The 12554-nt window shown below is 43.5% G+C and carries 11 protein-coding genes; 8 read left to right on the top strand and 3 right to left on the bottom strand.

Going from position 1 to position 12554, the window contains the following annotated elements:
- The first annotated feature begins 151 nt into the window (after positions 1 to 151).
- The 7 genes from MKY66_RS17850 (at position 152) to glnA (ending at position 9474) form a co-directional block, all read left to right on the top strand.
- The gene (locus MKY66_RS17850; RefSeq protein WP_076210079.1) at positions 152 to 2839 is read left to right on the top strand and encodes a PBP1A family penicillin-binding protein; all 2688 of its coding nucleotides are present in this window, start codon (positions 152 to 154) and stop codon (positions 2837 to 2839) included.
- A 288-nt stretch (positions 2840 to 3127) separates the two neighbouring features.
- Entirely contained in the window at positions 3128 to 3691 is a 564-nt protein-coding gene (locus tag MKY66_RS17845) for a DUF402 domain-containing protein (protein WP_062835000.1), read from the top strand.
- A 113-nt stretch (positions 3692 to 3804) separates the two neighbouring features.
- A complete protein-coding gene (locus MKY66_RS17840) occupies positions 3805 to 4776 on the top strand; it encodes an AAA family ATPase (protein WP_062834999.1) in 972 nt (323 codons plus the stop codon).
- Positions 4777 to 4895: 119 nt separating this feature from the next.
- The gene (gene hflX / locus MKY66_RS17835) at positions 4896 to 6182 is read left to right on the top strand and encodes a GTPase HflX (RefSeq protein WP_076210080.1); all 1287 of its coding nucleotides are present in this window, start codon (positions 4896 to 4898) and stop codon (positions 6180 to 6182) included.
- A gap of 84 nt (positions 6183 to 6266) precedes the next feature.
- Complete coding sequence (locus MKY66_RS17830; protein WP_076210081.1) at positions 6267 to 7520, top strand: methionine gamma-lyase family protein; 1254 nt, start codon at positions 6267 to 6269, stop codon at positions 7518 to 7520.
- Positions 7521 to 7602: 82 nt separating this feature from the next.
- Positions 7603 to 8016, top strand: coding sequence for a MerR family transcriptional regulator (locus tag MKY66_RS17825; protein WP_017687924.1), 414 nt, complete (start codon positions 7603 to 7605; stop codon positions 8014 to 8016).
- A 129-nt stretch (positions 8017 to 8145) separates the two neighbouring features.
- A complete protein-coding gene (gene glnA / locus MKY66_RS17820; protein WP_076210082.1) occupies positions 8146 to 9474 on the top strand; it encodes a type I glutamate--ammonia ligase in 1329 nt (442 codons plus the stop codon).
- A 115-nt stretch (positions 9475 to 9589) separates the two neighbouring features.
- Here the strand turns inward: glnA and MKY66_RS17815 are convergent, their stop codons facing one another.
- Together MKY66_RS17815 and MKY66_RS17810 are read right to left on the bottom strand one after the other, a co-directional pair.
- The gene (locus MKY66_RS17815) at positions 9590 to 9796 is read right to left on the bottom strand and encodes a tyrosine-type recombinase/integrase (protein WP_083656992.1); all 207 of its coding nucleotides are present in this window, start codon (positions 9794 to 9796) and stop codon (positions 9590 to 9592) included.
- A 182-nt stretch (positions 9797 to 9978) separates the two neighbouring features.
- Positions 9979 to 10290, bottom strand: coding sequence for a hypothetical protein (locus tag MKY66_RS17810; RefSeq protein WP_076210083.1), 312 nt, complete (start codon positions 10288 to 10290; stop codon positions 9979 to 9981).
- Between the two features lie 826 nt (positions 10291 to 11116).
- Between MKY66_RS17810 and MKY66_RS17805 the strand changes: the two genes are divergently transcribed.
- Complete coding sequence (locus MKY66_RS17805) at positions 11117 to 11383, top strand: hypothetical protein (RefSeq protein WP_339805489.1); 267 nt, start codon at positions 11117 to 11119, stop codon at positions 11381 to 11383.
- Between the two features lie 2 nt (positions 11384 to 11385).
- Here the strand turns inward: MKY66_RS17805 and MKY66_RS17800 are convergent, their stop codons facing one another.
- Entirely contained in the window at positions 11386 to 11727 is a 342-nt protein-coding gene (locus tag MKY66_RS17800) for a hypothetical protein (RefSeq protein ID WP_076210085.1), read from the bottom strand.
- Positions 11728 to 12554 lie beyond the last annotated feature (827 nt).

The raw sequence follows: 12554 nt of genomic DNA, 5'->3' as shown, positions 1-12554 counted from the left end.
ACCAACCATTTCGTCTACAAGTATAGGTATTGAAACAGAGCAACCTGAATAAAGGGTTGTTCTTTTCATTCCGGGCAAAATATGTTTAATATATGCCTGAGCCTATAGACGAATAGAAATTATGCAACCGAAAGGGAGTCAGGAGGTTAACATGCCAAACGATCCGTTGTCGAGGTCTAACAATCGCAACAATAATAACAAGTCACCCAAAAAAGCGAAGCCAAAGACCTCTAAAAAGAAAAAAATTACGGGTAAACGCGTTGGATGGACACTGTTTTTCACAATGGCAATCGCCATATTCTGTGCACTTGGTGGATATTTATTTATTATGGTGAGTGGTGAAAATCTGCTCAAAGCCAACAAGGACAAAACCACAATTAATGAAACTTCAAAAGTATATGATCGCAATGGCCAATTAATGGGGGAGCTTTCCATTCAGAAGCTGGAACCTGTCAAAGAAGATGATATTCCTGAGCTGGTGAAGCAAGCCTTTGTCGCAACGGAGGATAAACGCTTCTACGATCATCAGGGCGTGGATATCTGGTCCATTGGGCGTGCAGCCGTTAAGGACGTCATGGCTCGTTCCATGGTGGAAGGTGGTAGTACACTAACCCAACAGCTTGCCAAGAACATGTTCTTGTCCCGTGACAAAACGTTCTTCCGTAAAGCAACGGAAGTATCGATTGCCATGGCATTAGAGCGCAAGTACACAAAAGACGAAATCCTGACGATGTATCTGAACCGGATTTTCTTCGGCCATCAGCGTTACGGGATTAAAGCAGCATCTGAATTTTACTTTGGAGAAAAAGATCTAAATAATCTTGAATTGTGGGAAATTGCCACACTCGCCGCGATGCCCAAGGGGCCTTCTGCCTACAATCCGGTGAGCAATCCGAACGATTCCAAGGCACGCCGTGGTGTTGTTCTCCAGCTAATGTATGAACAAGGCTACATCACGAAGGAAGAGATGGATAAAGCTAAAGCGGTAGATTATAACTACAAGCGACCAGAAAAAGACCAGAAATATCAAGCCTTTATTGATTATGTGCTCCGTGAAGCTGAACGTGTAACAGGCAAAACGGAAGATGATCTGAATATTGGCGGATACAAAATCTATACGACCATGGATGCTCAGGCTCAAACAGCGATGGAAACGGCCTTCACAGATGACAGTCTGTTCGAGGCAAGCAAAGACGATCAACAGGTCCAAGGCTCCATGGTAATCATGAACCATGAGAATGGTAGCCTCGTTGCCCTCCTGGGTGGACGGGATTATCAGACTAAAGGTTATAGCCGTGTAACGCAGAGTCGAAGACAACCAGGTTCAGCTTTTAAACCGATTGTGTCTTATGCACCGGCGCTTGAATCAGGAAATTACAGTGCCAACTCGTCGCTGAGTAATGCGAAGCAATGTTTTGGTAACTACTGTCCCGGTAACTTGCATGGATATTCTTCAACAATCAGTATGACGGATGCCATCACGAAGTCGGAAAATATTCCTGCGGTTTGGTTGCTTGATAAAATAGGCGTTAACACAGGCATTAATTTTGCCAAAAGTGTAGGCATACAGCTGACAGATGAAGACAAAAACCTGGCGATTGCCCTTGGTGGTCTAAGTAAAGGTACAAATACACTGGAGATGGCGCAAGCCTATAGTGCATTTGCCAACCTCGGAGAATACCGACAAGCCTATGCGATTAAAGAAATCAAGGATAGCGCAGGCAAAACCACTTACAAACATGATAACTCGGACACAACGCGTGTCATGAGTGAGCAAAATGCGTATCAGCTTACACAGATGCTGCAGAACGTCGTTAATGACGGTACGGGACGTTCAGCACGTTTGGATCGTCCGGTAGCGGGTAAAACAGGAACAGTTCAAAGTGGTATCTCTGGCAACAGTGCCAACCGTGATGTATGGTTTGTTGGATACACACCGGAATGGACTGCCGCAGTCTGGATGGGCTATGACAATCCGGATGCTAATCATATGCTTAAGAACAGCAGTAAGCTGTCGGCAGCTTTCTTTGCCAAAGTCATGGGAGATGCTTTAAAAGGCGTTCCAGTGAAGCAATTCAAAGCACCAGCTGGAGGGCAGGCACCTCCGCCAGTAGAAGAACCAGAAAAGCCGGCTCTGTCCGTTAGTGGGCTGAGTGGATCATACGATCCAAATGCACAAACCGTCTCCCTGAGTTGGACTGGAACGGGTGACGCGAGTACGCAATATCGGATTTATCGGAAAGAAACATCTGAAGCCCAGTTCACTCATCTCATTGATGCTATAGGAGCGACCAATGCACAAGATTTAAGTGCGTTGCCTGGTCTAACCTATGAGTACTATGTGACAGCTTATGACTTGGCATCAGGACTTGAGACGGATCCTTCCAACACCATTTCCTTGATGATTGAAGCGCAGGAAATGCCGCCGGAGGAACCTGATCCTGGTATAGACCCTGGAACAGAGATAGATCCTGAGCAGCCAGGTACAGAGAATCCGGACAATGGTTCACCGGATAATGGCAACTCGAACGGTAATAATGGTAATGGTAATGGGAATGAAAATGGCAACAACGGAAATGGTAATGGTAATAACGGAAACAGTGGTAACAACGGAAACAACGGTAACAACGGCGGAGCTGGCCAAGGAAACGGTCAACCTGGGGAAGGAAATACGACCCCGCCTGGTCAGGGGACAACAGATCCGGGCGGTACCGGTGAAGGTTCCGATGATGGAGCCGTAACAACGCCAGGCGAGGTTGTAACTCCGGACAGCGGAACAAGTGGGGATACTGGAGGGACAGATGCACCCGCAGATTCTCAAGCTGGAACCGGCGGCTAAGCCAATGAATCACTAAATAGCTACATTGAAAAAACTGCTTCCCGGAAAACCGGTGAAGCAGTTTTTTTGGTATACGGAACCAACTGTAATGGAAGCTGATTTGATGAATAGGTGGGACAAAGCTTGATTTTGAGTGTAAACCTTAAATATGGTAAGCTGTAACTATTCGTAATACGTTGTGCAAGGGCGGGCCCAGAGCGCTGGAATCCATCAGGCGGACGTTATTACATTGTTCACCAATAACATCAGAGCAGGTCACGGACCTGTAGTCGGCAAAGAGGGGTTCGTATGAAACGGAAATTCGGGGACCGCGCGAACTGGCGCCGGATTACGAACCGACAATTCACATGCCGGTTCGTTCAATCCAAAATTTTCACAGGTTATATTACGTTGTACACCATACAGGATTTGAAAGAACCTCTGTGGAAAACTTATGGAGGCAGTACCTTCTGTATCGCAGATAAAGGGTATTCCTGGCTGCAATACTATCCGAAGGGAGAGCACTTTGTAGTTACAGCAATGTTTGACGATCAGGAACGGATTGTAGAGTGGTACATTGATACATGTCGTAGTCAGGGGATAACCGATCAGGGTGTTCCTTGGTTTGATGACCTGTATCTGGATGTCGTTGTACTGAAAGATGGAGAAGTATTTTTGCTGGATGAAGATGAGCTTGAAGATGCACTGTCACGGAAGCATATTACTACAGGTGATTATGACTTGGCTAACAAGACGGCAAAGGAACTGCTGCATGCTATTGACGCACATGTATTCCCATACTTTCAGTTATCACTGAAGCACAGGCAGAGTTTGTTTGAGAACGGAGAGTTTCGAAAAAACATTCAGATTTGAGGCATGTACTTCGCCGTAGAATTCTTCTTCATGATCCTTCTAATATTGGAGCACCTGATAGAATACATTAATAATCAGGAGAGTTCAGCCCGATAAAATAGAGGTGATGGCGAATGAACGGACGGGTCATGGCTGCAGGAGAGCAACCAGGAGGCAGACCATCCAGACAAATTAATATTGTGTTGCGTAACCAGGAACCTCAGATGTTGGTCAAAGATGAAGCAGCGGCAGTACAGGCAGCCAAGAGTATAACCAAACATGCGCATTTCCAGGAGATACAGGGTGAACTGGAGCAACTGGTTGGACTTGAAAATATCAAAGACTTGGTATTTGAGATTTATGCTTTCTTACAGATTGCTCAGATGCGTACTGAAGCAGGTTTACTTAGTGGTGCGCACGTGTATCATATGATCTTCAAAGGCAATCCGGGGACCGGTAAGACCACCGTGGCGAGAATCGTTGCCAAACTCTTTCAGAAGATGGGTGTGTTAAGTAAAGGACATCTTATTGAAGTAGAGCGAGCGGATCTGGTTGGAGAATATATCGGTCACACGGCGCAGAAAACAAGAGATCTGGTCAAGAAGGCACTCGGTGGGATATTGTTCATTGACGAAGCTTACAGTTTGGCCCGAGGTGGAGAGAAGGATTTTGGCAAGGAAGCAATCGATACGCTTGTAAAGTCCATGGAAGACAATAAAAATCAGTTTATACTGATTCTTGCCGGGTACTCAGAAGAAATTGATTTTTTTCTCCAGACGAATCCTGGATTACCTTCTCGCTTCCCCATTCAAGTGGAGTTTCCAGACTATAGTATTGATCAGTTGATTCAAATCTCTGAGATTATGGCCAAAGAGCGTGATTATATTCTAATGCCTCAGACCATACTCAAACTAAAGCAGCATTTGCTTCAGGAAAAAAATGATTCGTTGCATGCGTTCAGTAACGCCAGATACGTTCGTAATGCCATTGAGCGTTCGATCAGGCATCAGGCGGTTCGTTTGTTGGAACAATACTCGGAAGGCAGTCCAGGAAAACTGGAGCTGATGACAATCCGTACAGAGGATTTGAACTTTGAGCGAAAGTAAGCGATAATATAGTTTTTACACCAGCCGGCCGGGCCAACCGGTTCGGCTTAAGGCATGCCATGGCATATTCGTGGCAATGAATACTAATGGATTAGTAATTAGAGGGAGTGAACATATACATGACAAATGGCACACATGATACAGATATGGTCAAAAAAGATCGCGCCGTTTTGGTGAGTCTTGTTACGGATGATGTAAAACGTACAGGTATCAACCCTGAGTACTCTTTAGAGGAACTGGTGAAACTTGCCGAAACAGCTGGAGTGGAAGTGCTAAGTGTACTTTCTCAGAACAGGGAAAAACGTGATACCAAATGGTTTATAGGTAAAGGGAAAGTGGAAGAGCTCCGTGCAATCGCGGAGGAACTCGGAGCAACAACAGCTATTTTTGATCAGGAATTGTCAGGGGCACAGGTTCGCAATCTGGAAGAAACCCTCGATCTCAAAATTATTGACCGTACCCAATTAATTTTGGACATCTTTGCACAACGTGCCAACACTAGAGAAGGTATCATTCAAGTGGAATTGGCTCAACATAGCTACTTACTGCCACGTTTGTCGGGTCATGGCAAGAACCTGTCCAGACTTGGTGGCGGAATCGGAACAAGGGGCCCAGGTGAAAGCAAGCTGGAGACAGACCGCCGTCACATTCGTGGTCGTATCGATGATTTGAAACGTCATCTGGAAGAATTGACTCGTCATCGTAAGTTGCATCGTGAACGCCGTAAAAAAACAGGTATAGTACAGGTGGCCCTTGTTGGTTATACCAATGCTGGCAAATCAACCTTGCTCAAGCAGTTGACGGCTGCAGATGTGTATATTCAAGATCAGCTATTCGCTACTTTGGATCCAACATCACGTACGATGGAACTTCCAAGTGGAAAAGAAATCGTCCTTACCGACACGGTTGGATTTATTCAAAATCTACCGCATGATCTGATTGCAGCGTTCCGTGCAACGCTGGAGGAAGTGAATGAAGCAGACCTGATCCTGCATGTTGTAGACGCCTCATCAGCTATGCGTGAAGATCAGATGCGGACGGTTAATACAATTTTGCAAGAACTTGGTTCAGGGGACAAGCCACAGTTAGTCCTGTATAACAAAAAAGATGCGTGCACACCAGAGCAGCTTGAGATGCTTCCATTGGATAAAGACCATATCAAAGTAAGCGCATTAGACGCAGATGATTTGCTTAAAATCCGTGAATTGATCCAGACAGAGCTTACAGGTGACACGAAGCGCTTCCGGATTCCGGCAGAACGTGGTGATCTTACGTCCGTCCTCTACAAAATTGGTGATGTAGTAGATACCAGCTTTGAAGAAAATGATGTAATTTATGAAGTGGAATTACAAAAAGGTGAATATGAGAAATTTGGTCATATGCTTGAAGATTTCATCGAATTGTAATACTCATGACATATTGATGTGATAAGTTGACACGATAATAGATATTTAACGTCAGATTCGTGCTATGAAGGGGAATGAAGTAAGATGGTAAGCTTTGATTCAGAAATATCTGAACTTCAACAACAAGTGGAGCGTCAGATTGAAGGACAACTGCAACAGATTGATCGGATCACAGATCACAATCAATGGAAGGTGATTAATGCTTTCCAACAGCGAAAAGTAAGTGATTTTCACTTTGCAGGTTCAACAGGTTATGCCTATAACGATCGTGGGCGTGAAGTGCTTGATGAAGTATATGCTGATGTTTTCGGCGCGGAAGCCGCGTTGGTGCGTCCTCATTTTGCTTCAGGTACTCATACGATTAGTACAGCTCTCTTTGGAGTTTTGCGTCCAGGTGACGAATTATTGTACATCACGGGTAAGCCTTACGACACATTGCATAAAGTTATTGGCAAACCCGGTGATGGTACAGGTTCATTACGCGATTTTGGCATCGGTTACCGTGAGACGGCCTTAACTGATGAAGGTGGAGTGGACTGGGCAGCAGTTGAAAAAAACATTACACCGGCTACAAAAGTCATTGGGATTCAACGTTCACGTGGTTATGACTGGCGCTCATCCTTCTGTGTTGCTGAGATTGCTGACATGGTTACGCGTGTTAAAGCGCTTAAGGAAGATGTCATCGTATTCGTAGACAATTGTTACGGTGAATTCACGGAGGAACGTGAACCGACAGAAGTCGGAGTTGATCTGATGGCCGGGTCACTGATCAAGAATCCTGGTGGAGGCATTGCGGAAACCGGTGGATACATATGTGGGAAGGAACAATACGTACAGCTGGCAGCTTATCGTCTAACAGCCCCTGGAATTGGGGGAGAGGTTGGAGCAATGCTGGGGACAACACGTGGCATCTACCAAGGACTTTACATGGCACCGACAATTGTAGGACAAGCTATCAAAGGAAGTACGTTTGCTGCTGCGATGTTTGCTGAATCCGGATTTGTAACCAAACCAGCTTGGAATGAAGCTCGCACAGATCTGATCCAGGCTGTTAAGTTTAGCTCTGCCGAGCATCTGATCGCCTTCGTGCAGGGGATTCAGCGTGCAGCAGCTGTGGACAGTCATGTGGTTCCTGAACCGTGGGATATGCCTGGTTATGAGCACCCTGTCATTATGGCGGCAGGTACGTTCATTCAGGGTGGAAGTCTGGAATTATCAGCCGATGCGCCTATTCGGGAGCCATATATCGGGTATATGCAAGGCGGATTAACGTACTCTCATGTCAAATATGGCGTTTTGATGGCGTTGCAGACTATGAAAGATCGTAAATTATTGTGAGTTTATCTAACACGTCATTGACACTTGGTAATAACTAAATGTACAATAGGGTGAAGAATAGATGACTGGAAGGTTGATGAACATGGGTGATGAAATCCGCAGAAATATGGCCTTATTCCCAATTGGTATTGTAATGAAACTTACGGATCTGTCTGCACGTCAGATTCGTTACTATGAGCAGCACAGCTTGATCGTTCCTGCGAGAACGTCAGGTAATCAACGGTTATTCTCTTTTAATGACGTAGAGAGATTGCTAGAGATCAAGGCTTTGATTGAAAAAGGAGTTAACATCGCGGGGATCAAACAAGTGATGAATCCTGTTTCGAAAGAATCCGAGGAAGCTACAGTGATCACGCCGGATACTGAAGTTAAACGCAGAGAGCTGTCCGATACGCAGTTGCACCGCTTGCTGAAGCAGCAGCTTGTATCAGGTAAGAGACCAGGACAAGTATCTCTCATTCAGGGAGAGCTTTCCCGATTCTTTAATAAAAACTAAATTCGCATAACTTGGCGAGTGAGGGGAAAACATGCACTTTTGGTGTGAGACTCCTTGACCCGTGGAACTTTCTAATGTACAAATATAACAGGCAAGCCAAATACGCAGATAAGAAAGGGAGAGGTTATAGTGAGTTATACAAAAGAAGACATTCTCCGCATTTCGAAAGAAGAAAACGTACGATTCATTCGATTGCAATTTACTGATTTGCTTGGAGCTATCAAAAACGTTGAGATTCCTGTGAGTCAGTTGACTAAGGCTCTGGATAACAAAATGATGTTCGATGGATCTTCCATTGAAGGTTATGTACGTATTGAAGAGTCCGACATGTACCTCTATCCAGATCTAGATTCTTGGCTTATTTTCCCATGGGTTGCAGAGAACCGTGTTGCACGTCTGATTTGCGACGTATATCTTCCGGATGGTAATCCGTTCCCAGGAGATCCACGTGGCATCTTGAAACGAAACCTGAAGGAAGCCCAAGATATGGGATTCACTTCCTTTAACGTTGGTCCTGAACCCGAGTTCTTCTTGTTCAAAACAGACGAAAAAGGAAACCCAACTAACGAGCTGAATGACCAAGGTGGTTATTTCGACCTTGCGCCTACGGATCTTGGTGAAAACTGTCGTCGTGACATCGTTATCACACTTGAAGAAATGGGCTTTGAGATCGAAGCTTCCCACCATGAGGTAGCTCCAGGTCAGCATGAGATCGACTTCAAATATGCAGACGCTCTGAAAGCAGCTGACCAGATCCAAACGTTCAAACTCGTTGTTAAAACGATTGCACGTCAGCATGGTTTACATGCTACATTTATGCCGAAACCGCTGTTTGGTATGAACGGATCCGGTATGCACTGTAACCAATCCTTGTTTAAAGGCAATGAGAACGCATTTGTTGATGAGTCGGACGAGTTGGGTCTGAGCAAAACTGCTCGTCACTTCATGGCTGGAACTCTGAAGCACGCACGTGCGTTTGCAGCAATTACTAACCCAACTGTGAACTCATACAAACGTCTTGTACCAGGTTATGAAGCACCTTGTTATGTAGCATGGTCTGCTAGTAACCGTAGCCCAATGATTCGTATTCCAGCTTCCCGTGGTCTGAGTACACGTGTTGAGGTTCGTAACCCGGATCCGGCTGCTAACCCTTACCTGGCTCTGTCTGTTCTGTTGAAAGCAGGTCTGGACGGAATCAAACGTGAGCTTTCCTTACCAGCTCCAATTGACCGTAACATCTACATCATGTCAGAAGAAGAGCGTGTGGAAGAAGGCATTCCAAGCTTGCCAGCTGACCTGAAAGAAGCATTGAATGAATTGATCCGCAGCGAAGTCATCTGTGATGCTCTGGGCGACCACGCCTTGGCTCACTTCTATGAGCTGAAAGAAATTGAGTGGGATATGTACCGTACACAAGTCCACCAATGGGAACGCGATCAATATATTACTTTGTACTAGGGATAACTAAACCTTGGTAATGCTGGATTTTCAGCGTTCCAAGGTTTTTCTCTTTCTAGAGAAAAATTGGTGGGATATTTGTTTTGACCGCGGTTTTGACCGCGACTTAATTTATCTATTCTTCTGGATAGTCCATATAAGAAGAGTATTTATCTATGCTCCTAGCCTCTATCACTTCTGTAATATGTGCGTAAATATCAGACGTGACTTCAATGGAAGCGTGTCCTAATCTTTCCTGGACTTCTTTCATGCTTGCCCCGGATTCTAACATCATAACAGCATGTGTGTGTCTGAGTCCGTGAATAGTGATATCTTTATCTATTCCATTATTTTACAGGTCTTTTTGAGAGATGATAGATATTTGCAAGAAAAAAGTTTCTGATATTTCCTAAGTTAAACGTAATTATAGAAATAGGAACGAATGTTTGGCTTGATTCAATAAGAAAGAGAATGCACCTTTCAGTCAAATCCTGAAAGGTGCATTCTCTTTCTTATTGCTCACATCTAATTAGAAATATATCCTCCATAGGTAACAGTCCACGTATAGCCTGTCTGACCATCCACTGATGATAACTGCAAAACACCAAAAAGGTCGTTTTCAGCATAGTTTAATGTTGTAGGGATATCCCCGAGAGTAGGATATTGATATTTCGGTAAAATTTGTTGAACCTTAACATATTTTGAAGCGAAAGGAGCAGCGTGTACTCTTTCTAAAGAGTTGTTGTTTGGTGTAATGGCACTAGCTGCAAAGGAAGTTGAACCAACAGTCATGCATGCAATGGCAGTTAAAAGACCAATCATAAGCTTCTTTTTCATCTTAATCTCCCTTTCTTTATTTGGAATACAAAACCATTATATAACATTATTATACATAAATGTATAATTGTTAACATAAAATTTTTGTCCAATGAATATTGTGTGAACTAACAAGAATGAATTGTTTTTTAATTAAGAGAAAGAAATTTAAGGCTTCATTGGGATTATGAGAAATGCTCGATAGAAACTAGGGTGTGTCTGAAAACGCTGAATGTAGCCAATTTTGCCGAATTTCCGTTCCAAGTCAGGAAGTTTACCGTAGTTGTGTCGGGGCACGTTAAGGGAAAGTGACGCAGGAGGGGGAGAAAAGGCGGTAAAAGATGCACTTCAGTGGGTTTCAGGACACGCCATAATTTGAAACTCAAGTTTCATGAAAACGTAGTGAATACGGACTATTATTATGATAAATTTTATCCATTCCATATAATAACGTAAATGAGAAGGTCGCTCTTTGAGCGGCCTTTTTGTATAGAAGGGAAGAAAGTGGAGGGTAACTATTTCAGTAAAACTGAACCGGCTATTCCAAGGGTATCTGATCAGCATCCTAATAAATGCCGGGGATGTGGGTGGGAACGTGGACCGGATTGAAACAGTTATGTATTATGCCGCGATGCTGGAAGAAGGATGATGATGTAGAGAAGGTGATGAGATGAGGAAAGTACAGCCGATCTGGGACGAACGGGTTATAGATGAAATGAAGGAAGACTTCTATATACGGAGTATGCGCAACTACTTATTTTTTTGTATGGGGATATACAGCGGACTGCGGGTTTCTGACTTGCTAAGTCTTAGGGTTTGGCAAACGAGAGGCACACACATAGCATGGTTGAGTAAAAGAACAAGCATGCCAAAACTTTTATCATTCATCCGAGTATTCGATCAGATCTGGATGACTACACAGCCGACATGCTTCCGACTGATTTTATATTTCCCAGTCGCCAGGCAAAGACAGTTAGCCGGATGCGGAAACAGCCAATTGGCCGAACGACAGTATATTCGATTTAAAACAGGCGATGTCGGAGGGACTTCTGACAGCGCCTGTTATTTTAGTGCAACTGGCATGGGTGCACTAAAGTTTGTCATTGTTCGTTGATACTAATAGCTAACATGGAATTTGAAAAGTATCGTATAAGTACCGTGGTTTGCACTTACAACTGTAAGCCCAGGTTGAATAGGAGTAACTAAAAAGTCAGGGCCAATATCACAAGCGCCATCGCTATAGATTACATCATAAGTGTAGCCGCTATACCATTGTCCAGGTTGGCCTACTTTAAGGTAAATATCGCGCTCAAAAAAAGCATGAGGTGCTATCACCTGGGACATTTCCGATGGTGAAGAATTAGGTGTTGAAATAGTGGCATCAGCAGCGAAGGACGTGGATCCAATTGAAAAACATGCAGATACAGCTAATAATCCAGCAAGTAATTTCTTTTTCATTTAATCTACTCTCCCTTTAGTTATTTTATCCCGATCGGTAAATTTATCATACCTTATATGGAAAATATATACAATAATTAAAAATTTAAGTTTTTACACTACTATTTTGGTTTTGATAAATAAGAAAACTCGCTACCCTTTTGGTCGATGCTTTTGAGTGTGGCAATCGGTATCGCCTGACCGCTGTTGTACTATTATAAAGGGGTGTTTCTGATATATGATTATAATCTATTGGAGCTGTACTGACGGTTCATTTAAAGTTCGTGGAGCATCCCCCAAATCGTCTCCTGAATGTCCCCAATGTCGTGAAAAGCTATGATCGACTACGAACTTTAGTTCCTATTCTAGTCGTAAATAGCGCATAAATATTGAAAGAAACAATAATATTAAGCGATCGTACATAAACTGCACACCAGCCCATCAATGGGAACGCGATCAATATATCAGGTTGTACTAATAGCTCTCAATACCTTGGTGCTCTAGCGCTGAGGTTTTTTTCCTTTTGTGGACAATTCTCAACATACTTAATCAAAAACCAAATTACCCACAAAAGTTCACTATTTGTGCTAAATAAATGAGCAAAAATAGTTATTAACAAGATCATCAAAGAGATTTTACAGAGTAATTTACTCTGTAATTGAAAAACTAGGAGTGCTACTACTATATCGCTAAATGTAGATAATTTTTATAAGTGATATATTTCCAGGCGTTTAGAAATAGAATAAGGCCTTATCAGGTCTTAGCTGACAGGGCCTTATTTTCATTTAATCAGACTTTTCTTAACAATGTCGAATATCATCTGATGGTAGACTTTGTTATAAAATGCC

Source organism: Paenibacillus sp. FSL R5-0766, from assembly GCF_037971845.1.
Lineage (GTDB): Bacteria > Bacillota > Bacilli > Paenibacillales > Paenibacillaceae > Paenibacillus.
This window is presented reverse-complemented; position numbering and strand designations above follow the sequence as displayed.

Coding starts and splice junctions, on each gene's coding strand:
- MKY66_RS17850 (WP_076210079.1), top strand. CDS start 152: ATGCCAAACGATCCGTTGTCGAGGTCTAACAATCGCAACAATAATAAC.
- MKY66_RS17845 (WP_062835000.1), top strand. CDS start 3,128: ATGAAACGGAAATTCGGGGACCGCGCGAACTGGCGCCGGATTACGAAC.
- MKY66_RS17840 (WP_062834999.1), top strand. CDS start 3,805: ATGAACGGACGGGTCATGGCTGCAGGAGAGCAACCAGGAGGCAGACCA.
- hflX (WP_076210080.1), top strand. CDS start 4,896: ATGACAAATGGCACACATGATACAGATATGGTCAAAAAAGATCGCGCC.
- MKY66_RS17830 (WP_076210081.1), top strand. CDS start 6,267: ATGGTAAGCTTTGATTCAGAAATATCTGAACTTCAACAACAAGTGGAG.
- MKY66_RS17825 (WP_017687924.1), top strand. CDS start 7,603: ATGGGTGATGAAATCCGCAGAAATATGGCCTTATTCCCAATTGGTATT.
- MKY66_RS17810 (WP_076210083.1), bottom strand. CDS start 10,290: ATGAAAAAGAAGCTTATGATTGGTCTTTTAACTGCCATTGCATGCATG.
- MKY66_RS17800 (WP_076210085.1), bottom strand. CDS start 11,727: ATGAAAAAGAAATTACTTGCTGGATTATTAGCTGTATCTGCATGTTTT.